Genomic DNA, 21,609 nt, shown 5'->3' with positions numbered 1-21,609 from the left:
AAATGAAAAATAGATCTAAATATTTAACCGCAGACTTAACCGCAAAGTTCGCAAAGAAAAAACGCGAAGTTCGCAAGGAAATTAAACTTGGCGTGCTTTGCATAATCTTAGCGCTCTTTGCGGTTACCTTCCAAAGTTGCAATGAAAAGAAAACCGAAGAACCACAAGAAGAAGAAAAAGAAACCACAGAAGTTGCTTTAACCGCTTCTCAATACAAAACAGTCGGAATTGAAACTGGAATTGTAGAAGATCGAAACTTGAATAAAATCATCAAGGCAAATGGTTATACGACAGTTCCTCCACAAAATTCTGCTGAGGTTTCGACTTTGATTGGCGGTACGGTAAAAGACATTTTTGTTTTGGAAGGCACATTCGTAAACAAAGGAAAAGTTTTGGCAACGATTCAAAATTTGGAAGTGATCGGAATGCAGGAAGATTATCAGTCAGCTGTTGCTAATGTGGAATATCTGCAATTGGAATACAATCGCCAGAAAACGTTGAGTGATGAAAATGTGAATCCGAGAAAGACTTTTCAGGAAGTAAAAGCCAAATTGGCAGCAGAAAGAGCTCGCGCGCAAGCCGCAAAAAATAGACTTGATGCTTTGCACGTCAATATAAAAGGAACAACTTCGGTTGTGCCAATTATTTCTCCAATAAGTGGTTATGTGGGAAAAATTAATATTGCTAAAGGCGCTTTTGCAAACACAGGAGTTTCACTTTTTGAAGTGGTTGACAACAGTCAGATGCATTTGGATTTAAATGTCTATGAGAAAGATCTAGGTTCTATTTCGATTGGTCAGGTAATTGATTTTGTTTTAACGAATCAGTCCAATAAATCGATTAAAGGAAAGATTTTCGGAATCAACAAATCTTTTTCTAACGAAAGTAAAACCGTTGCCGTTCACGCCAAAATTGATCCTGCTGATGCAAAAGACTTGATTCCGGGAATGTACGTTTCTGCCAATATCAATATCGTGAATGCAACAGTTCCAGCATTGCCAAAAGACGCGGTAGTGAGAAATGCCGATAAATATTTCGTTTTTATTCAGCAAGAAAATCATGCTGAAGAAAAGCACGAACACGAAGCAGGCGAGAAAGAAGGAGCTCACGAAGAGGAAATTCATTTTAAAGCGATAGAAGTAATTCCAGGAACAACAGATTTAGGTTTTACCGAAGTTAAGTTTGTAAATGATATTTCTGCCAATGCAAAAATCGTAACGAAAGGCGCTTTTTATCTGCTTTCAGCAATGAAGGGCGGAGGAGAGCATACACACTAGCAGGTTTTGCCACTAAGGCGCTAAGTCTCAAAGTTTTTTTAATCAAATATGCTCGCAAAGGCGCAGAGACGCAAAGTTTTTTGAGGGGAGATTATCCTCAATCTTGTCATTTCGACGAAGGAGAAATCTCCGCAAGTAACTCCACACAGAATTTTACCAACCTTTGTCGAGCTTCTTGCGGAGATTTCTCCTTCGTCGAAATGACAAATAGTTCCGTTAATGATAATCAAGCAAAAAAAAACTTAGCGTCTTTGCGCCTTTGTGGCAAAAAAACGATACAAATTGCTTAAATTTAGAACATAATTTTTAATAAAGTTTTAGCGCTAATAAAACTTGTCCCGATAGCTATCGGGATTAAACTTGAAACTCAAAAATGATACATCAAGATAAAGAAGTAAAGAATACAAAAACTAAATCCAAACCTTCCTGTTGCTGTTCTCACGACGAGCCTGTTCATTCAGATAATGACGGACACGATCACGGAGGACACGACCACGAACACAATGTCGAAGGAAGCCTTTTCAAACTGTTTCTTCCATCCATAATTTCATTTGTTTTACTGATAATCGGAATTGGTTTAGATAACTATTTTCCGCAAGAATGGTTTACGGGATATGTTAGAATTGTTTGGTATGCAATTGCCTATCTTCCAGTTGGACTTCCGGTTCTGCGAGAAGCTTACGAAAGTATTTTAAAAGGCGACGTTTTCTCTGAGTTTTTCCTAATGTGTATTGCCACAATTGGGGCATTTGCTATAGGCGAATACCCAGAAGGTGTTGCGGTTATGCTGTTTTATACAATTGGAGAAACTTTTCAAGGAATGGCGGTTAAAAGAGCAAAATCGAGTATTAAAAGTCTATTGGATCAACGTCCAGATGAGGTTCATGTTCTGGAAAATAATGTGGCCGTAAAAGTCAAAGCTAAAGATGTGCAGATTGGAGCGATTATTCAGTTAAAAGCGGGAGAAAAATTAGGTTTAGATGGCGAATTATTATCAGATTCAGCTTCGTTTAATACCGCTGCTTTAACAGGAGAAAGTAAACCTGATACCAAAAAGAAAGGAGAAACTGTTCTGGCTGGAATGATAAATGGAAATACAATTGTTCAAGTAAAAGTTACTACCGCTTATAACGATAGTAAATTATCTAAAATTTTGGAGCTGGTTCAAAATGCTACAACCAAAAAAGCGCCAGCAGAATTGTTCATCAGAAAGTTTGCTAAAATCTATACACCAATTGTGGTGTATTTAGCAATTGCAATTTGTTTGATTCCGATGCTTTTTGTGGACAATTATGTTTTTAGCGATTGGTTGTATCGAGCATTAGTTTTCTTGGTTATTTCTTGTCCTTGTGCGTTGGTGATCAGTATTCCGTTGGGATATTTTGGCGGAATTGGCGCTGCAAGTAAAAACGGAATCTTATTTAAAGGAAGCAATTTCTTGGACAGTATTTCAACCATTCAAAATGTAGTGGTAGATAAAACGGGAACTATGACCGAAGGTGTTTTTAAAGTTCAGGAAGTCATTATAAAACCAGAATTTGATAAAGATGAGATCTTAAAACTGGTTAATGTCTTAGAAAATAAAAGTTCTCATCCTGTGGCAACAGCAATTCATAATCACGTTGGACCAATTGATGCTGCGGTAGAATTGAAAGATATCGAAGAAATTTCGGGACACGGATTAAAAGCTTCGTATAACGGAAAAGAATTGTATGTTGGGAATTTTAAATTATTAGATAAATTCAATATTTCGTATGATATTGATCCTTCAACAATCGTTTATACTACAATTGCGATTGCTTTTGATGGAAAATTTGCTGGTTATTTAACTATTGCAGATGAAATTAAAGAGGATGCTAAAGAAACCGTTTCGAAACTAAAATCGTTAGGCGTAAAACTGACGATGTTAAGCGGAGATAAATCGAATGTGGTTCAGTTTGTAGCAGATAAACTCGGAATTACAAAAGCTTTTGGTGATTTACTGCCAGAAGATAAGGTGAATAAAGTCAACGAAATTAAAGCCAAAAATGAAACGATTGCCTTTGTCGGTGATGGTGTTAATGACGCACCAGTAATTGCATTAAGTACCGTAGGAATTGCAATGGGAGGTTTAGGAAGCGATGCAGCCATCGAAACTGCCGATGTGGTAATTCAGGATGATAAACCAAGTAAAATTGCAATGGCAATCAATATCGGAAAACAAACCAAAAAGATTGTTTGGCAGAATATTATTTTAGCTTTTGTCGTAAAAGCTTTTGTTTTAATTCTTGGCGCAGGCGGACTTGCAACCATGTGGGAAGCTGTTTTTGCTGATGTTGGTGTAGCGTTATTAGCGATTTTAAATGCGGTTCGAATTCAGAGAATGAAGTTTTAAAAGATTATTTGAAATATACAGAAAAGCCCGATTCATTTTGTTTGAATTGGGCTTTTCTTATTTTAAATTATTTCTTTAAGTGATTTGGTTCTTGAATTTCTCCATCACCAAAAGACCAATTTTCTAAACCATTATTTTCGAGCAAAACGATAATTACATTATTGATTGTAATTTCTGTTGAGGTACTTATTTTCTTTGCTATTTGCTGATACAATTTTCTTTTTTGTTCTAAGGTTCTTCCTTGTCCTGCAGTTATTTGTACATAAACGATTTCTTCGGAATGTGAAATTCCTAAATAACTTTTGGGATATTTTATCTGATAGGTTTCTAATTCTTCAATAACATGAAAATAATCATCTACAGGAATATTAAATTCTTCAATTAAAGATTGATGAACTGCTTCTGAAATATTGTTTTTGGTTTCAAGCGAAAGTTTTTTGGGCAGACTGATTCTAACGAAAGGCATTTTAATTCATTTAAATTTCAAATAAAATTACGGAACTTTAAATTATTAAAACTCCAATTCAACTATGTTTTCATTATTTTCCAAAGTAATTTTCACAGGATTACTTTCAGATGGAATTTGAGTTGGATACCAATTTCTTGTAGGTTGTACCAAAATCAACAAACCTTCATGATCTCCAATGGCGGAGAATTTATCTGTATTATCATTTTGAGAAAAGAAATGAAGTCCGTGTTCTTCAACTAATTGATTTCCTAATTCTAATGGATTTTCGGTAACAATTCCGATTTCGCATATGTTTAAAATAGAAGCAGAGTTGAATTCACCCACTTGTTCATTATTGAGATCGTGTCGTGCTATGAATTCGAGTAAGTTTCCGTTGTGATCAAAGAAATAAATAGAATGTGCATTCCAGTTTTCGAAATTCGTTACTACGCTTTTATCTTCTAAAACAATCAAATCAACTTTGTTTTTGCACCACTGAATGGCTTCTTCAAGCTGATTTTCGGGAATATTAAAAGCAAAATGATAGATTGAATTAAAGTTAGCATCTTCAACAAATTTTAAAATAGAAGTTCCGGCTTGAAAGGTTATTGATTTTGAATCATTTTCCAGAATAAAAAGGCCAAAAAGGTTTTGGTAAAATGCTTTTGTTTTTTGAATATCGTTTGTTTTGATTTGAATCTGATCTATTCTCATGATGGTATTTTTTATAAAAAAGAAAGAGCTTCTTTTGAGTTACAAACAAATTTAAAAAAGATGATTTGTATTAGGAATGCTGTGCTATTTTATGCCTCGATGAAAGAATAGTAAATTACTATTTTAAATTGTATTTAGCAATAAAAAAGCCCATTTCAAAAAAGAAATGAGCTTGATAAATTTGCAAATACCTCATACATAAAAATCGTTTATCTGTTTGATTAACGATGATTCTGATTTTTCCATACTTCGATTAACTCAGGATTGTTTTTAAGAGCATAATTAAGTAGATCATTGGGAGACATTTTTTTGATGTTTTCGTTGCCTAATTTTAAAAACAGTTTATCTCTTAAGTTTTGAATTTCAGATTTAACTTTAGGATCATTATTTACAAACATTTCTTTTAATCTGTAAGGCACTTTAACTTGAAGTTTTTTTGCCAATTCTTGAGTTTCATTTTCATTCATCCACAAATGATAGCCCATTCTTTGCCAAGTATAGCCAATTTTTATTGAAGCAATTCTAACGGCATCCCAATCTTTAAATTCGGCCATTAAAACTACTCCTAATGAATCTTTATAATTTTTTATTCTTCCTGGAATAAATTTGTAATCGATAAAGGTTTTTTCATAAACATCTTTAGGTATCTTTATTTTAAAATCTTTATCCAGATACTTGTAGTTATAGCTTAAGAAATCAATCTTTAAAAGAGAATCAATTTTAATATCTTGGCGATCAGTTTCATTTATATTTTTTTGAGAAAACATTGAGTTATAAAATAAAAACGAAATAATTAGAATACTTAATGACTTCATAATAATTGATTTTAGAGTTTATTATTTTGGCATTTCTGGAATTATAATTCTTCGAGTTGGTGTGCTTAAAGTCTCAATGAACGCTAATAAATCACCAATTTCTTCTTTGCTTAAATCTAGTTTTCTTAACATTGGATCTACTTTTGGAATAAGAGAATCTCTTGCTGTTCCAAGATATTTTTTCTGAACAGGTGAAGGATTACCTAAATTGTACAATTCTACAACATCCAATAAAGTAGGGAAGTGGCCGTGATGCATCCATGGTTTTGTGTTGGCAACTTCACGAAGAGTTGGCGTTCTGAATTTGCCAATATCTTTTACATCTTTAGTGACATTATAACGCCCAAAATCTTCATTTTTTGTACCGAATAAAGTCTGTCCGTCATTATGAAACTGATTATCGCTGAAATACGGTGTATTATGACAATTGATACATTGTGCTTTTGTTCTAAACAAATGCATTCCTTTTACTTGTTGATCGTTATAAATGTCTGATTTTCCACTTACAAACTGGTCAAATTTGCTTTTCGGACTATTGATTGATCTTTCGAAAGTAGCAATGGCATATTGAATTCGTTCTAAAGTCACTTTTTTGTCTCCAAAAGCGGCAGTAAACAAGGAATTGTAGCCTTTTATTTTCGCGATTTTATCCACAGCAATTGTCAATTTTTCATTCATTTCTAAAGGATCTTGAACAGGAAACTGAGCCTGATCTTCTAAACTAGAAGCACGTCCATCCCAAAATAAGGAAGTGGCATAAGCTGAATTCAGAATCGTCATCGAATTGCGTTTTCCAGTCTGGCGATCGTGACCAAATGAACGAGTTAAATTATCTGTCCATCCTAATTCAGGATTGTGACAAGAAGCACAGGCAATTTGTCCGCTTCGCGATAATCTTGGATCAAAGAATAGAATCTTTCCCAAACTTTCTTTTTCCTTAGAATACGTATTGTATGCTGGATAAGGAACGGCAGGAAGTACTCCAATATCCTGAAATTTAGATTTATCAATATTTTCATGTAATGCTGCAGCAGGCCATTTAGAAGAATCGCCGCTGGAATACAATTTTCGTAATTCCTGAATATCAGTATAATCAGGACCTTCTGCACTTTTGTAAGCCGTTAAGCCCAGCAGGAATAAGAGTGGGAAGATTAGTTTTTTCAATGCTTTGTTTTTTTGTTTTTTTTTTTGATTTGTTTCAATTTTCAGGTTTCAAGTTGTGGGAACGTGTAATCTAAAACTTGAAACCTGAAACCTGAAACCTGAAACTTTTTTTTACGCCAAAAGCTTTGTCAAAGTTTTAAACTTTGACAAAGCTAATGCGCAAGAATATCGCTGCGACTGTCAACTGCGACTGAATACTAAATTAAAGCGTAACTTCTTTTGGACACGCAATGCTTAAAGCGGCCGGTTTTGGATACGTTCTATTGTTGTACATTCTGTATTGCGTCGAAACTGTTCCTCCAAACAGTTTGTCGTTTGTTAATTTTAATTCAAATGAAATTTCAAATAAACCGTTGCTGATTTCTTTGTATGTTCCTTCTCCAGAAATAGCAATTTGATAGGTATTTGTAGCACTAGATCCAATTGTAATTTCTTGTGGAATTACAAGTACAGTTCCTTCTGTTTTACTATTTCCATTTGCTGGGAAAAATTCCAAAGCTGAGGTAATATTAAAGCCTGGAGAGATTGCAGCAGAGTTGCTTTCATTAGAAAACCATCTTTTTAGACCAAAAGAATTGACCGTATTTGTTCCAGTTGCAACATTAAATCCGATTTTAAATGCATCGTGATATACATCATCATTTGGGTTTGAGGTTCCTTTGTCACTGTAAAGTATCGCATTCGGATCATCTTTTGTTACAATAACGGGAAAAGTTAAAGCGTTAAAAGTCTGCCATGTACAATTACCATTGTTGTTAAACCAATGTTCTCCATAAGTTAAGTAAAAGGCGTTTGTAGGATCCGTAAATTTAGATGCTGGATAAGCCTGAACATCTCTAGGCGTTTTTATTGGTTTTACAACAGTTAAACTGATATTTCCTGAAGCTACATAATTTGGAGTATTTACTAAAGTAATTTTACTTTCGTAACGAGCATCATCATTTTGTAAATCTTCTAGAAGTGTTAAATGATATAGTATTGAACTTCTGTTATTTCCATAATCATCATGCGTTAAAGAGTATTCAAAACCATTTTGAAATTTAAAAATGGGATTACTTTCTATCTCAGATGGAATAAATCCGTTAGGGAAATTTACTTTAAAATCAATTTTTTCTCCTACTTCACCTTTAACAAGATATTGAGTAACTGGAAATGTGTAATTTGTAATAACGTCACCCAGATTAATAGTAAAAATGTTGTTTGGTGAAGCATTATTCAGATTTCCAATATGAATATCCGGATCGGAAGTGTTTTCCAATTTTAATGTTATAGATTGTTTATCTTTCCATCTTTGATCGAAAGAAACAAAAATAGTGTCTGTTAGTTTATTGCCTTGAAAAAGTAATTCTGTTTCAGGCTGTACAGTAAAAGTATCAAGACTTCCAGATGTAGTTGTACTAAAAGTTGCTTTAACTGGACTTTTTAAAGTTGCAGAAGTTAAGGTAACAGGAACCTTTAAAACTTTGACAGATTTATTTTCGAATTCTGCCAGCGCTAAGGCAGTTGTATTAACAGCAGGATATTCTAATGGAACACCATTATTTGTGATGAAATTAAATCGGACAAATGGATCAATATTTTTGGATTCAAATCTGTAATCATCTTTAGAACAAGACGAAAATACGATTACAACTAGACTTATTGTGGATATAATTTTAGTAAGATTCATTTTGTTTTAAATTTGAATTTAAGTTGGTATTACTACGAGGTATTGGCAAGATGTATTTTGGTGATGGGTAAGTCAAGCTACAAGAAGATGAAATACAGCCATCATTTCTAGAAACATCTTTTTGGTTTCTTGCCATATCAAAAAACAAATGTCCTTCAAAACAAAGCTCTTTTCTGCGCTCTAAAAGCAATGCTTCCAAAATATTATTGTTATCTGTTAATAAAGTAGCTTTTGCACGAGCTCTGATAGTGTTGATGTCTGTTCTTGCCTGATCTGAATTGTTTAAACCAATAGCTGCTTCGGCACGAATTAAATATTGTTCACTTAATCTAAAAGCGACATAACCCGGATTATCCTGAAATTTCTTAGTAAAGTTATAATTTAGCGTAACAAATCCCAGATTGACCACTGTTTCAATTGGTTTGGTTAAAAACAACTGTTTTCTAATATCATTACTTTCATATAAATCTATCAAATCATTTGATGCAGAATAATAACCGTAGTTTGAATTAGTAGTATATCCGTATGCAGAAGCCATAGTAACGCTTGCGTCTCCTGCATCATTTCTTTTAACCGAGAATTCTAATAAAATTTCTGAAATAGGTAGATCAGGCTGTTCCCATTGCGCAATATAATTATCTGATGCAGTCAAGGTTACGCCCGAATTTGTAATAACATCATTTGCAGTATCGTAGGCGTTTTTCCAATCTTTTTTGTACAGATAAACTCTTGCTAATAAGGCTTTTGTATTTGTTTTGTTAAAATAAGAATAAGTAGGTCCACTTATTAAAGTTGTATTAGAATATAAATCTAAAGCAGTTTTAATGTCATCAATAATAAAATTATAGGTATTAGCAACTGTTTCTCTAGAAGGATATGTAAGTTTATCATTTGTAGATTTCTTATTGTAAACAATTCCAAGGTGAGAAGCATCCGCTGTAAAGCCATAGTTTTGTGAATAAACTTGACTCAATAAAAAGTGTGTGTAAGCTCTAATGGTTAAGGCTTCTGCTTTGATTTGTTTTTTCTCTTCATCTGTAGCATCTGGCAATGCATCGGTAAATTCTAATACCAAATTAGTTTGGTTAATTACATCATAACTATTTCCGTAAAATGAAGCCAAATTTGATGCTTCGGCCTTGTCATCAAAAGAATAAATTCCAATGGTATTGTCTCTAATAGAAATGACACCTCTATTTGTACTGGAAGTACTCGTTCCAATTGTTGGCGTAAATTTGATATTTCCTCCCTGTAAATCGGCGTATGTTGCATAAGGAGCAAATCGTGAAAGTTCTTCAAGTTCCATGTAAACTCCCGACATTGCTTGAAGTACCCCTTCTTTATTTTCTAATTGTTCTGTGATAGAAACCTTTGTGCCCGGTTCTTGTTCCAAAAAATCACTGCAGCTCTGCATTAAAAAGACAGAGGCGAGTAGGAATGTGAATTTTGCGGTAATAGTATGTTTAAAATTTTTCATTTTTTAAAATGTTGTATTAATTCCGCATGAAATTGTTCGTGATTGCGGGTAATTGAAACTGAATTCTCTAATGCCATTCATACCAGACGGACTCTTTTCTTTATACCAGTAAAATGCATTAGAAACATCAGCGAATATTATTAAGGTATCTAGAAAAGTGTTTTTGATTGGTACGTTATAGCTTAGATTAATGTTACTTAATTTAATATAAGTTGCATCGTAAACATATTTACTCAAGTTAGGCAGTAAAGTATTTCTGCTTGGAGCAGGTTGCGAAACAATGTCTCCTTGGTTCCTCCAGTAATCATAAGCATTAACAGACATGTTTCTATTTGATAATATACTGTATTTTGATACGATCTCATCAGAAATTAACTTATCGCCTCCCCATTGGAATGCTCCTGTAAAAGACAAAGTAAAACGGTTGTTGAAAGAAAAACTATTACTGAAACCTCCAAATGCTTTTGGTTGTGTATCTCCAATTGGCTCCCAATCTGTTTCATTAAATAAACTTTTCCAGGTTTGGGCATCATAAATCTGACCATCTTTTCGAATTAAATCACGCCCTGTAGCAGGATCGACTCCAGCCCATTTTACTCCCCAAATTGTAGTTGTACTATAGCCAATTTTTTGAGCAAGAGCTAAATTTGCTAAAGAATAATCACTTCCTAAACCAACTAAATCTGTTACTTTATTGTCAACGGTTGAAATATTTACTGTAGAAGTCCATTTGAATTTTCCTTTTTGAAACCATTTAATTCTTGTTGTCAATTCAAAACCTTTATTGTACATACTAGCGGCGTTCAATTGCATATTTGGATAACCTGTTTCAGTTGGGATATCACGACTTGTAATTAAATCACTAAGATTATCATAGTAATATTCTAATGTCAATGCAATTGAATTGAAGATATTGAAATCTACTCCTGCATTAAATTTTTTGTTTTTTTCCCAGCTTAAGTTTCCATTTGGAGACGTGTTCGGTGTTGCATAAGGAGCTCCGTTATAACCGTTTTGTGAAACATTGTATAGTCCTTTGGCACGGTAAGAACCAATTCTTGAATTTCCTGTAGAACCGTAACTTACCTTAAGTTTTAAGAAGTCAATCCAAGAAGAATTGTTTAAGAAGTCTTCATTAGAAATAATCCATGCTAAACCAGCACCGCTGTTTAAAGCTACATTGGTATCGTCTCCAAAAACAGAACTTTCGTCACGTCTTAAGTTAGCTAAGACAAAGTATTTTTTCTTATAATTGTAATTTACTTGTCCAAATAATGAAACTCTTGAATTATTATTGATTTCACTTCTGTAAGATTGTTTTGTTTTAGATTCATCTACATTAGGAGTTGAAAGGTCATCATCCTGTGTCGCATTTGCAATATCATTTACGATATTCGGATTTGTAAATCCAGTTCCGGACATAAAATCAAAGTTGTTTTTTTCTTCTCCAAGTTCAAAACCTAAAACACCATCAATAGCATGGTTTTTATTGATTTCTTTGTTAAAGAGCATTTGTCCCTGCCAGTTCCATTTAGTTCCATTTCTTTTGTTGAATAAGCGTCGTCCCCAGTTTGGATAAGTGATTCCGTTGAGAATAAAACTTCCATTGTTTTGTCCGCTTTCATTTTCACCAGAGAAATAACGATCCTGTACTTTATCCAAATAATCTAATCCGAATAAAGTGGCGAATTTGATGTTTTTATTCAATTCATAACCAACATTTAAACTTGTAAGAAGCGCTTTAGATTCGGTTATGTTTTTATTTTGTTCAATAGCTGCTAATGGATTTCCTCCTGTTGAACCTATTAAACCAATTTTAGAATAAGTTCCATCTGCATTATATGGAGAAATAGTTGGCAGATAAGCAAAATCATAATAAATATTTGGAGCATCTTTTTTTATGTAACTTGGATTAAAAGACAGATTCACATTCCATTTCGCTTGTTTATAACCAATATTAACTCCTCCGTTTAATTGTTTCGTTGTGTTTCCTAATTGAGGTTCATCAATATTTAGATACGTAATGTTGGTACGATAGGTAATTTTCGAAGTTCCTCCAGAAACAGCAAAATTATATTTATTGTAAATTCCAGAATTGTTTAAAAGATCGAACCAATCCGTATTGATTCCGTTATAAGCTACTGGATTATAGCTTGAGCTTACATTTGTGTTATAGGCATTGTTTAATTCAGTGTATTGTTGTCCGTTCAAATATTTAATTTGATTAATTGCCGTAGATACTCCTAACTGATTTGAGAATTGAAATTTTGCTTTTCCCTGAGTACCTTTTTTAGTAGTAATTAAGATTACTCCATTTGCTCCATCAGCTCCATAAATACCAACAGCAGCGGCATCTTTTAGAACTGTAAAAGAATCTATATTATCAGGAGAAAGAAAAGCTAACGGATTGGATAAACTTTCTCCAAGACCTCCAGTCGCTTCAAAGTTTGCGGTGTCAATACCTTTTTGTTCATTCATAATCACACCATCAACAATAATTAACGGCTGTGTTGAAGTTCCTAAAAGACTTCCATTTAAGGATTTTAACGTTCCCTGACCACGTATATTTATTTTAACAGGAGTTCCAACACCAGAAGTGTTTTCAACTAAAACACCAGCAATTTGTCCTTCAACCATTTTATCAATACTTTCAGAAGCCTGTTGTACTGGAATATCTTTTGCTCTTAAAGTAGAAATACTTCCTACGACTTCTTCTTTTAGTTTTGTAGTTCCATAAGAAGAAGTGATCACAACCTGATCCAATTCGTCGGTAACTTCTTTTAGGTAAAAAACAAAATCTTTTTTGTAGCCCGCTGTTTGCGATTGGGTTTCCATTCCTAGATAACCAACTTCAAGAATCTGATCTTTAATATTATTACCTTTTAATTCGTAAGCAAATTTTCCGTTTGCATCAGTTATAGCGCCCATTCCAGTTCCACTAATACGTATAGTTGCACCAGGAAGAGGCTGTCTGTCTTTTGCACTGTAAACAGTTCCTTTAATAATTCGATCTGTTTCAGGAACACCAGAATCAGATCTGTCAACAGGAGTAGCATTTGTCAATAAAACTTGCTTTTTCTGAATATAATATGAAATATTAGTATCCTTTAAAAGCTTCTTTAAAGCAGTTTCTAAAGTTGCATTCGTTACATCTAAATCGGCTAATTGATCAGCATCTATTTTTTTTGCATTATAAATGATTCTAAAATCTGTTTGATCTTCAATAGATTTGATAATTAGGTTAATAGGTTTGTTTTTGGCATGTATCGTTATTAATTTATTCTGCGAAAATCCTTTAAAACCAGATATAAGTATGGCTAAGAAAAACAGAATTTTTCTTAAAACGGGTGGTATCGTGAATGTCATGTTTATTTAGTTATGGAAAATTGGTGTAATTGTAATTGTATTTTGTTTAATAGAATAATTAAATGGCGTATCACGTTTTAGAAGCTCTAAAATGTTTTCGACACTTGACTCACTAATTTTTATTGAACCTGTAAAATTCTGTTTGGCCAAAACATTATTTTCGTTGATGATCTCAACGTCGTAGGTACGTTCAATAATTTTTGCAATTGTAGAAAATGGGGTATTGTTAAATGCGATTTCGCCATGAACCCAGCTTTCGTAAAAAGCAGTATCAACTGTTTTTGTTACGATTTTCTTAGATTCACTCTGCCAAACAGCCATTTGGGTTGGCTTAAGCAGAACAGCATTTAAAGGATTCTCTTTTTCAGAGATTTGAATGCTTCCTTCAACCAAAACACTGCTCACGGTTTTGTCTTCAGGATAGGCGCTTACGTTAAATTTTGTTCCTAGAACTTCAATATCTACTTGATCAGAATGCACAATAAACGGATGCTGTTTATCTTTAGCAACTTCAAAAAATGCTTCACCGGTTAAATAAACATTTCTTTTTCCGTTAATTCCAAACTGTTCCGGATATCGTAAAGTGGTTCCCGAATTTAAACTCACAAGGGTACCGTCTGAAAGTTTAAGTTTGAATGTTTTACCATACGGAACTGTAAGCGTGTGATAAGAAACTTCTTTGTCGAGAACTTTTCCAAAATAGATAATTCGGTCAGAAAATTTTCTGGCAACAAGCTCACCTTTGTCATTAATTAAAGAATTCTCATTTTTATGTGAAAAATATTCTAAACTTCCATCGCCTAATTCTAGAACAATTTCTTTAGAAGCTGTCGTTCTTTCATTAAAATAAAAAACAAGTCTTGTTAAACCAATTAAAACCACAAGAATGGCCGCGTATCTAAAATACTTTCTTGAATTGTTTTTTGGTTTAAGTGCAATTACAGGAGTATCACGTGAAATTGTTTCTGTAAATGCGGTTAAAGTCCAAGTCTTTTTTAAAGTTATAAATTGCTTTTTATTTTCTTCTGATGCCTCAATCCAATCAAAAAGTTGTTGAACTTCTTGTTCTAAAGCTTCATTAGATAAGTATTTATAAATTAGTTCCGATGTCATAAATGCGTTTTTAAACTTCTCGCTATTGTAAGTACACTTCAGAATTAAAATACCCTACCTTTTATTCTTAATTATTATAAATAAGGATAAAAATTAAGAACAAATAATCCGATAATTTGGTCTTTAAAATCTTCAAAGCCTTTGTCATATGGGCTTCTACGGCTTTTAATGTCACTTCCATTTCTTCGGCTATTTCTGCATTTTTTTTATTCTCAAAGCGTTTTTTTATAAAAACTTCGCGAGTTTTGGGCGGTAATTCGTTAATTGATTCCTGAATAATACGCTCCAATTCTGTTAATTCTAATGTGTCGAACTGAATCGAATTTAAAACTTCGATATCCAATTCTCTTTCTTTGTGGTTAAGCAGGTCATTCTTGAATTTATCCTTCACTTTATTGTGGCGAATTAAATTCAGACATTTTGATTTGGCGTAGGTAAATAAGAAAGCTTGAATTCCGTTAATAGATTCAACACTCTCTTTATTTTGCCATAAGTGTAGTAAGGCTTCTTGAGCAAGATTTTCAGCTTCGTCCTGATCATAAATAAACTGAACGCTGAAAGATTGGATTCTCCTAAAGTATTTATCGTAAAAAAAAGTATAGGCAGTTTCGTTTCCTTCCTTAAAGGACTGGAAAGTGTTTAATTCGAAACTATCATTATTATTCATTAATCAAAATTTACTTGGGAAAGCAATATTAAGTAAATTTTAAATTATACTCGTGTTTGCTAAGAAAGCGGCAAATATAAAAGTTTATTTATATTAATTCTAAATAAAATAAAATTATTGATTGTTTGAAGAAATTTTATTCAGAAAAGGTTGGGTTTGGTGTTTTTTTTTAACCGCAAAGACACAAAGGTTACGTAAAGTTCGCAAAGATTTTTAACGCAAAGGACGCAAAGTTTTTTTAACGCAAAGAACGCAAATATTCAATTTAATAATCTAAGAAATGAGAATAAAAAAAGTCCGCAAAGCTTAACGAATAAACTTTGCGAACTCTTTGTAAAATATAGCCCAAGGTTTCAACCTTGGGTACGCAATGAATTTAACACAATATAGATCCCAAGGTTGAAACCTTGGGCTATGTTTAAAATAATTATACAAAACAACTCTGCGATCTTCGCTTTAAAAAAGCATTCTCAAAAAGCTAAAAAAACTTCGCGAACTCTGCGAAAAAATCTCTGCGTTCCTTGCGGTTAAATAACGTTACGATTAAAATTACGCCATCCAAAACCAATCAACAATAAAATGAAAAGCAATAAAGGTAAAAAGGCTTTTCCAAAACTAATTGTAGTTGCATCTTTAAAAGTTTCTACTTTAAAATCTTCCCATTTTTGCTGATCAACTGGTGCATTTTCAAATATTTTTGGATAAAAATGCAGACGAAGTTTTTCATGAAATTGTGTGGTTTCTTTTAAGAAAAGAAGCTGGTTTCGCAAATCAGATTTTGCAATTTCGTTGAGTTGAATCTGCGTATGAAGCGTTGGAATAAATTGTGCAATAAGTTCGCCAGCGCGATTTCGCTGTTCCAGTTTTGCTTCTAATTCTTTCGATTGCAAAGCCGATTCGTCGTCACCCATTTGTTGCATCGCAAAATACCATAACCAGCTAAAATCTTTGCCCTCAGCCGTTTTGTATTTGCTAAACTGCGGATAATGTTTAAAAAACTTTTCTAAAGTCTCATTTTTATCCATATCCCACTTTTCATGATACGCATTTCGTTGCTGTAAAGTCAGTTCTAAAGCTTCAGGAACTTTGTATTTATTCACAATAAAAGCATTGATTCCAGCAGGAACAATAATAATTAAAAACAGCCAAATGGTTAATAATATTACGGCATTAAAATTAGAATGCTTTTGCAGCGAAACAATAAAGAAACAAACCGCAAACCAAAATAAAATATAAAGAATTCCAATTCCGTAGAAAACAAAAAACGATTGATCTAACGGAATATTTAAAAATAAAACTGCTGTAAAAAGTAGAATCGTAAGCAAAGCAATTAAACTCAGAATCCTTACATAAAATAGTTGAAGAATGTATTTGAAAGTGTTTTGACTTTGCGTTGCCACAATTTTCCAAGTGCCGCTTTCTTTTTCTTCAGAAATGATATTGTATGAAAAAGTAATAATTAGAAGCGGGAAAAGATAAATAAGCACAAAACTAAAATCAATATTTCCTGCCAATAAATTATTCGGATTATTGAGTTCCGAATCGTATTTCTGACCTTCTAAACCACGAATCGTAACATTTTGAATCGACGGATTAACATCACGCTGTCCAATCGCTAAACTGTTTAGAGGTAATGTATTATTGACTAAAGAAAATTTGATGTAATACAATAAAAGTCCAATTTCGTCTTTATGATACTTAGCATTTCTGGCAATATGTTCCTTTTGATAAATAGAAGCTTCCTGAATACTATTTTGTTGTTTGTCTTGAAATTGTTTTCCAATTAAAAGACTTATAAAACCAATGCAAAGCAAGAAAAGCAAGCCTATTTTGGTCCCTTTTGACCGAATAAAATTTTTGAATAATAATGCTAACATAATTAAATAGCTTTAAGTTTTTGAGAGGCGATTCTAATTAAAATCAAAAGCACTGCAATCCACAATACAATCGAAATAATGGAGATGATTTCGTTTTTAAGAACCGTTCCAATTTCTTTGGGCTCATAATGAAATTCTTCAACATCAGCCCAATGTTCTTTACCAATTGTCAAAGGTTTGTCATTTGGCCCAGGTTTTTTATTGCTGATGTATTTAATCTGCAACGCATTCATTTTCTGTGCCATTGCATAACGATAATCTTCGGCTTGTTTCTGGAAATCGATATACGATTCATAATCTGTATTAGATAATCCCATAGATAAATTTTTGATGGCGATGTACGGATTCAGAAAAGAAACTGTTTTAGAAAAGCTATTTTGTTTTTTATAAATCTTCAAAAGCGAAGCCAAATGTTCGTTGTAAATTCTCGAACTTATTTTTTCACCTTCCGTCATGATATAACCGGAATAGTTAAAAGGAAGTTTCTGTACCGAATCGACTTTGTAAACACGCAGTAAAGAGTCTTTAATTGCTTTATAATGCGGATCATTCGGATTGTGGCTGTCACCTTGTTTTAGAATATCTTTCTCAATATCGCTGTTAAACTGGATTTTTGAAGGTGCTTCAAAAATATAAGCTCCAATTGCCTGCGTCGTTCTTGGTAAAATTATCGTAAACAGCAGCCAAATTCCAATAAGTGTTACTAAAGCTTTTTTGGAAGTTTTGCTTATCGCAGAAACCAAAACGGCAATAACACAAAAGAATAGGAGATAAGCCAAATGAAAAAGGATAAACAAAAGCATTTTGACCGTTTCATCAGTTGTAATACTGAAATCTTGTAGAAACAGCCATACAAAAACCAAAACGAGAATTGTTGGAATAAATAATAACATAATAACGCTGGCAATTCCTAACGCTTTTCCAATTAAAAGCTGTTTCCAATTGATTCCCTGCGTTAGAAGAATTTTCAAAGTACCGTTTTCACGTTCGTACGCAATTGCATTAAAACCTAAGAAAAAGATTAAAAGTGGCAATAAAATCTGTAAAACCATCGCAATACTAATTTCGCCAAAACGAAGCATACTGTTTGAAAAACCGGCTTCAGAGAAATTGGCTGTATTTTGTTTGTGTGCTTCAAGAAAAATAGCATTTCCAAAGAAAGGTTCCATTCCGAATTCAAAAACGCTTAAAGGTGTACTTTTTCTAAAAGCAAAATTCCCATAATGCGCCATTCTATGCGGATTCTTATCAGGATTTTTCAACCAATCTTCTCTCGATTCGTGCTGGTATTTTTCGCTGGTTTCGTTCTGACTTTTGTAATTGTCCCAACCTGTAAAAGCCGAATACAAGAGTAAAAGTCCAATAAAAAGGGTAATAATATAAACTGCCGAATTTTTAAAAACAGAGTGTTTAAAATGTCTGGCTATAAGGAGTTCTGTTTGAAATAATTTCATATAAATTAAAATTTATAAGTTACAGTAAGGCTGGCATTTCTTGGACTTCCAGGAAACAAACGCAGATAATTCTGCGCGCCCAACCAATACGTTTTATTAAGAAGATTACCAGCATTTACGGCAATCTGCATTTGGCTTCCATTAGGTTTGTAATAAAGAGCGGCATCAAAAATGGTAAAATCAGGAAGTGTAAAATCTCTTGTAAACCAAGGCACTTTACTGCTTTGATACTGCATTCCTAAACCAATTCCGAAATCATCCAGAAACGAATCGGAAGCAAAATTGTAGCGTGTCCAAAGATTAGCGCTGTTTTTAGGCGTATTCTGTTTTCGCTGACCAATTAATGAAGCGTTCGCGTCATTTGTAATTTCGGCATCAATATAACTGTAAGAAGCATTTATCTGCCAATCTGGAGTAATGTATCCTGCCAGATCACATTCAAATCCACGGCTTCTTTCAGAACCTCTGGTCACTAATAAATCTGGATTTACGGGATCATTGGCATTCATTAAAATATTACGTTGATTGATTTCATAAACTGCGGCATTAAAACTTACCGTATTATTGAAGAAAACAGCTTTTAATCCAAACTCTTTTAAATCACTTTCAAGAGGTTTAAAAAGACTCCCTCCAGGTAAACTTCCTGTTTGAGGCATCAACGTTGTGGTATTGGATTGTGGTTGATAACCTTCTAGGTAAGTAGTATAAACATTAATAGCATTATTGATCGCGTACGTAATTCCAACTCTTGGCAATAAAGCAGATTTTTTAACCGTTAGTTCATTATTTGTTTCATAATTCGTAATATCTTCAAACCATTCGTTTCTCAACCCCAATAAAAAAGTAAATTTTTCCCACTGAATTTGATCTTGAACATAAACAGCGTTTGTAGTTGTAAGCGCCGATGGAAGTGCGGTACGAACATTTAAAACATAATCTTGCGTATTTCTTAGCGCATAGGAAGGATTATTTAAATCAAAGAAATTCACATTTGGTTTTGGCAAAATAATACCATTTACTGTGATTGTTTGATAATTGGAAGCATTTGCAGGAACAAAAGTGCTTGCTACAGTTCCATCATTTAATAAATAACCTCTAGCAGCATTTTGTCCGCCTCCAATATTTTTATTCCAACTGCTTAAATCGTAACCCGTTAAAAGTTTATGATTAAGAGGTCCTGTTTTAAAATCAAAATTAAAATAAGCACTCAAATTGTCAATATCCCAATATTGCTTACGCTGTACAAACTGCATCATGGCAAGACTTGTCACAGGCTGATTGTTCATATCAACCGCAAAACCATTGGTAGTGCGATGTTCTTGAAGATTTTCTGTCCAAGTCTGCTTCATGTAAGAAGCGTTGAAACCAATTTTTGATGAAAATTTATGCGCTAAATTGGTCATAAAAATCATTTCTTTTGATTTAAAATAATCGCCAGAAGCGCCTAAATTTAAACTGATTGGCGTTTTATTCAAATCGGTTTTGCCAGCAACAGCGCCAAAAATTGGCTGTCCGCGGTCTAGAACCCCTGTCATGTCGCTTAAAATCAATTCGGTATTGATTGCCGTTTTTTCATTCGGAATATAGCTGAAAGAAGGAGAAATCAGAAACGACTTATTGTTTACCAAATCTCGAAATGATTTCGCTTCTTGGTACGCTCCGTTTAAACGATACAAAAGTGTCTTCGATTCGTTCAAAGGTCCTGTGAAATCCAATGTTCCGCGCAAAGTACTGAAACTTCCAACCGTCAAGCTGACTTCTTTTCGGTCTATTGCCAACGGTTTTTTGGTCACCATATTAATACTTCCGCCTGGATCAACAGAAGAAAACGTAGCGCTAGATGGTCCTTTTATCACTTCAACGCGTTCAATATTATTTGTTAACGGTTGTAAAAAATAATATTGTCTTGTTCGCATTCCGTTTATAATCTGACCCTCTTCATTTTGACTAATACCACGAATCGTATATTGATTGTAATAACTTGCTGGAATAACGCCACTTGCCATTTTTACAACATCGGCTACATAAATCGCGCCTTTATCGGCAATCAATTCTTTGGTGATAGACGAAATTGACTGCGGAATATCTTTATTTAAAGTGGCCGTTTTAGTAGCAGAAAAAGAATAATCGCTATTGTATTTTCGCGTTGAGCGTCCAATAATCTCAACAGTTTGCAATTCATTTAATTTAGATTCTAAAGAATCTTTTCTAATACTGTCTTTGACTTTTGTATTTTGCTGCGCATTGACAATAGAGTAGGTACTTACTACAAGTAATAAAGAAAATATATTTTTCATTTTAAACCGTTTGTAAATACAAATCTTCTAGCTCATTAGCCGAAATTTTAGAAGCTTCAATTACCGTAACTAAGTTTCCTTGTTTCATAATTCCGATATGCGAAGCCACTTCACGAGCTCTGAAAATATCGTGAGTTGCCATTAAAATTGCCGTTCCGTCTGCAGAAAGTTCTTTTAGGATTTGGGAAAATTCATTAGAAGCTTTCGGATCTAAACCACTTGTAGGTTCATCCAACAAAAGGACTTTTGCTTTTTTGGCAATCGCAATTGCAATTCCCACTTTTTGGCGCATTCCTTTAGAATAACCGCCAAGATTTTGATCGTGGGCTTTAGTTTGTAAACCTGCTTTCTCTAAAAAATAAACCAGTTCGCCTTTAGAATATTTAAAACCAGCCAGTGAAGAGAAAAATTTAAGGTTTTCCAAACCTGTTAAGTTCGGGTACAACATTACAGTTTCTGGAATATAAGCGACAAATTCTTTAGTTGTTTTTGCGTTTAAAGTAACAGGGATATTGTTGATGGTTAAAGAGCCTTCGGATGGTTCTATAAAACCTAAAAATAGATTTATGGTAGTCGTTTTTCCAGCGCCATTCTGACCTAAAAGGGCAAATATTTCGCCTTCTTTGATTGTTAAGTTTAAAGCGTTCAAAGCAGTATAATCACCATATTTTTTGGTGAGATTTTCAGCTGTAAGCATAATTATTTGTTTGGATTTGAATATTGAATGAATAAGAATTTCTGAACTCTATTTGGATAAGTTGAAATTCTTTATGAAATGAAAATTGAAAAATTTACAGACACTTATGCTGTTAAAATCGAAACATAAAATGATTACGAGAAAGCTCTTCGCAGCAAAGCAAAAAGATTCTTTTCATCTAAAATATAAATGTTGTAAAA

The 21,609-nt window shown here is 33.4% G+C and carries 15 protein-coding genes; 2 read left to right on the top strand and 13 right to left on the bottom strand.

All coding sequences use genetic code 11. From position 1 onward, the window contains the following. Nucleotides 1-2: 2 nt before the first annotated feature. Both NQQ59_RS03580 and NQQ59_RS03575 read left to right on the top strand, forming a co-directional pair. Nucleotides 3-1,277 carry an efflux RND transporter periplasmic adaptor subunit gene (locus NQQ59_RS03580; RefSeq protein ID WP_144213696.1) on the top strand — a complete coding sequence of 425 codons (1,275 nt, stop codon included), beginning with the start codon at nucleotides 3-5 and terminating at the stop codon, nucleotides 1,275-1,277. Between the two features lie 373 nt (nucleotides 1,278-1,650). Next, nucleotides 1,651-3,651 carry a heavy metal translocating P-type ATPase gene (locus NQQ59_RS03575; protein ID WP_144213693.1) on the top strand — a complete coding sequence of 667 codons (2,001 nt, stop codon included), beginning with the start codon at nucleotides 1,651-1,653 and terminating at the stop codon, nucleotides 3,649-3,651. A gap of 67 nt (nucleotides 3,652-3,718) precedes the next feature. On the opposite strand, the gene NQQ59_RS03570 is transcribed toward NQQ59_RS03575, so the two are convergent. From NQQ59_RS03570 to NQQ59_RS03510, 13 genes are all read right to left on the bottom strand, one after another. Further along, nucleotides 3,719-4,117 carry a tautomerase family protein gene (locus NQQ59_RS03570; protein ID WP_144213691.1) on the bottom strand — a complete coding sequence of 133 codons (399 nt, stop codon included), beginning with the start codon at nucleotides 4,115-4,117 and terminating at the stop codon, nucleotides 3,719-3,721. 45 nt (nucleotides 4,118-4,162) lie between these two features. Then, nucleotides 4,163-4,813 (bottom strand): VOC family protein, encoded by a 651-nt coding sequence (locus NQQ59_RS03565; protein ID WP_144213689.1) that lies wholly within the window; start codon nucleotides 4,811-4,813, stop codon nucleotides 4,163-4,165. Between the two features lie 221 nt (nucleotides 4,814-5,034). Continuing rightward, entirely contained in the window at nucleotides 5,035-5,580 is a 546-nt protein-coding gene (locus NQQ59_RS03560; RefSeq protein WP_144213687.1) for a hypothetical protein, read from the bottom strand. 69 nt (nucleotides 5,581-5,649) lie between these two features. Continuing rightward, complete coding sequence (locus NQQ59_RS03555; RefSeq protein ID WP_257698130.1) at nucleotides 5,650-6,792, bottom strand: cytochrome-c peroxidase; 1,143 nt, start codon at nucleotides 6,790-6,792, stop codon at nucleotides 5,650-5,652. Nucleotides 6,793-6,994: 202 nt separating this feature from the next. Next, nucleotides 6,995-8,461 (bottom strand): hypothetical protein, encoded by a 1,467-nt coding sequence (locus NQQ59_RS03550; RefSeq protein ID WP_144213685.1) that lies wholly within the window; start codon nucleotides 8,459-8,461, stop codon nucleotides 6,995-6,997. Continuing rightward, nucleotides 8,448-9,938 (bottom strand): RagB/SusD family nutrient uptake outer membrane protein, encoded by a 1,491-nt coding sequence (locus tag NQQ59_RS03545; RefSeq protein WP_144213683.1) that lies wholly within the window; start codon nucleotides 9,936-9,938, stop codon nucleotides 8,448-8,450. Before NQQ59_RS03545 ends, NQQ59_RS03550 begins: the two co-directional genes overlap by 14 nt. A 3-nt stretch (nucleotides 9,939-9,941) precedes the next feature. Continuing rightward, complete coding sequence (locus tag NQQ59_RS03540; RefSeq protein WP_144221474.1) at nucleotides 9,942-13,304, bottom strand: SusC/RagA family TonB-linked outer membrane protein; 3,363 nt, start codon at nucleotides 13,302-13,304, stop codon at nucleotides 9,942-9,944. Between the two features lie 6 nt (nucleotides 13,305-13,310). Continuing rightward, the gene (locus tag NQQ59_RS03535; protein ID WP_144213681.1) at nucleotides 13,311-14,417 is read right to left on the bottom strand and encodes a FecR family protein; all 1,107 of its coding nucleotides are present in this window, start codon (nucleotides 14,415-14,417) and stop codon (nucleotides 13,311-13,313) included. A 67-nt stretch (nucleotides 14,418-14,484) separates the two neighbouring features. After that, on the bottom strand, nucleotides 14,485-15,084 hold the full coding sequence (locus NQQ59_RS03530) for an RNA polymerase sigma-70 factor (RefSeq protein ID WP_144213679.1): 600 nt from the start codon (nucleotides 15,082-15,084) through the stop codon (nucleotides 14,485-14,487). A 527-nt stretch (nucleotides 15,085-15,611) separates the two neighbouring features. Further along, nucleotides 15,612-16,961, bottom strand: coding sequence for a DUF3526 domain-containing protein (locus tag NQQ59_RS03525; protein WP_144213677.1), 1,350 nt, complete (start codon nucleotides 16,959-16,961; stop codon nucleotides 15,612-15,614). A 2-nt stretch (nucleotides 16,962-16,963) separates the two neighbouring features. Then, entirely contained in the window at nucleotides 16,964-18,415 is a 1,452-nt protein-coding gene (locus tag NQQ59_RS03520; protein ID WP_144213675.1) for an ABC transporter permease, read from the bottom strand. A 5-nt stretch (nucleotides 18,416-18,420) separates the two neighbouring features. Beyond that, nucleotides 18,421-20,712: a TonB-dependent siderophore receptor gene (locus tag NQQ59_RS03515; RefSeq protein WP_144213673.1), complete on the bottom strand. Its 2,292-nt coding sequence runs from the start codon at nucleotides 20,710-20,712 to the stop codon at nucleotides 18,421-18,423. Between the two features lies 1 nt (nucleotide 20,713). Next, nucleotides 20,714-21,409, bottom strand: coding sequence for an ABC transporter ATP-binding protein (locus NQQ59_RS03510; protein WP_144213671.1), 696 nt, complete (start codon nucleotides 21,407-21,409; stop codon nucleotides 20,714-20,716). Nucleotides 21,410-21,609: the final 200 nt, after the last annotated feature.

Origin of the sequence: Flavobacterium panacis (genome assembly GCF_024649945.1) — a bacterium.
Lineage (GTDB): Bacteria > Bacteroidota > Bacteroidia > Flavobacteriales > Flavobacteriaceae > Flavobacterium > Flavobacterium panacis.
This window is presented reverse-complemented; position numbering and strand designations above follow the sequence as displayed.

Excerpts from the sequence above, each read along its gene's own strand:
- NQQ59_RS03570 (WP_144213691.1), bottom strand. The coding sequence starts at position 4,117 with ATGCCTTTCGTTAGAATCAGTCTGCCCAAAAAACTTTCGCTTGAAACC.
- NQQ59_RS03580 (WP_144213696.1), top strand. The coding sequence starts at position 3 with ATGAAAAATAGATCTAAATATTTAACCGCAGACTTAACCGCAAAGTTC.
- NQQ59_RS03550 (WP_144213685.1), bottom strand. The coding sequence starts at position 8,461 with ATGAATCTTACTAAAATTATATCCACAATAAGTCTAGTTGTAATCGTA.
- NQQ59_RS03540 (WP_144221474.1), bottom strand. The coding sequence starts at position 13,304 with ATGACATTCACGATACCACCCGTTTTAAGAAAAATTCTGTTTTTCTTA.
- NQQ59_RS03560 (WP_144213687.1), bottom strand. The coding sequence starts at position 5,580 with ATGTTTTCTCAAAAAAATATAAATGAAACTGATCGCCAAGATATTAAA.
- NQQ59_RS03515 (WP_144213673.1), bottom strand. The coding sequence starts at position 20,712 with ATGAAAAATATATTTTCTTTATTACTTGTAGTAAGTACCTACTCTATT.
- NQQ59_RS03510 (WP_144213671.1), bottom strand. The coding sequence starts at position 21,409 with ATGCTTACAGCTGAAAATCTCACCAAAAAATATGGTGATTATACTGCT.
- NQQ59_RS03575 (WP_144213693.1), top strand. The coding sequence starts at position 1,651 with ATGATACATCAAGATAAAGAAGTAAAGAATACAAAAACTAAATCCAAA.
- NQQ59_RS03530 (WP_144213679.1), bottom strand. The coding sequence starts at position 15,084 with ATGAATAATAATGATAGTTTCGAATTAAACACTTTCCAGTCCTTTAAG.
- NQQ59_RS03535 (WP_144213681.1), bottom strand. The coding sequence starts at position 14,417 with ATGACATCGGAACTAATTTATAAATACTTATCTAATGAAGCTTTAGAA.
- NQQ59_RS03545 (WP_144213683.1), bottom strand. The coding sequence starts at position 9,938 with ATGAAAAATTTTAAACATACTATTACCGCAAAATTCACATTCCTACTC.
- NQQ59_RS03565 (WP_144213689.1), bottom strand. The coding sequence starts at position 4,813 with ATGAGAATAGATCAGATTCAAATCAAAACAAACGATATTCAAAAAACA.
- NQQ59_RS03525 (WP_144213677.1), bottom strand. The coding sequence starts at position 16,961 with ATGTTAGCATTATTATTCAAAAATTTTATTCGGTCAAAAGGGACCAAA.
- NQQ59_RS03520 (WP_144213675.1), bottom strand. The coding sequence starts at position 18,415 with ATGAAATTATTTCAAACAGAACTCCTTATAGCCAGACATTTTAAACAC.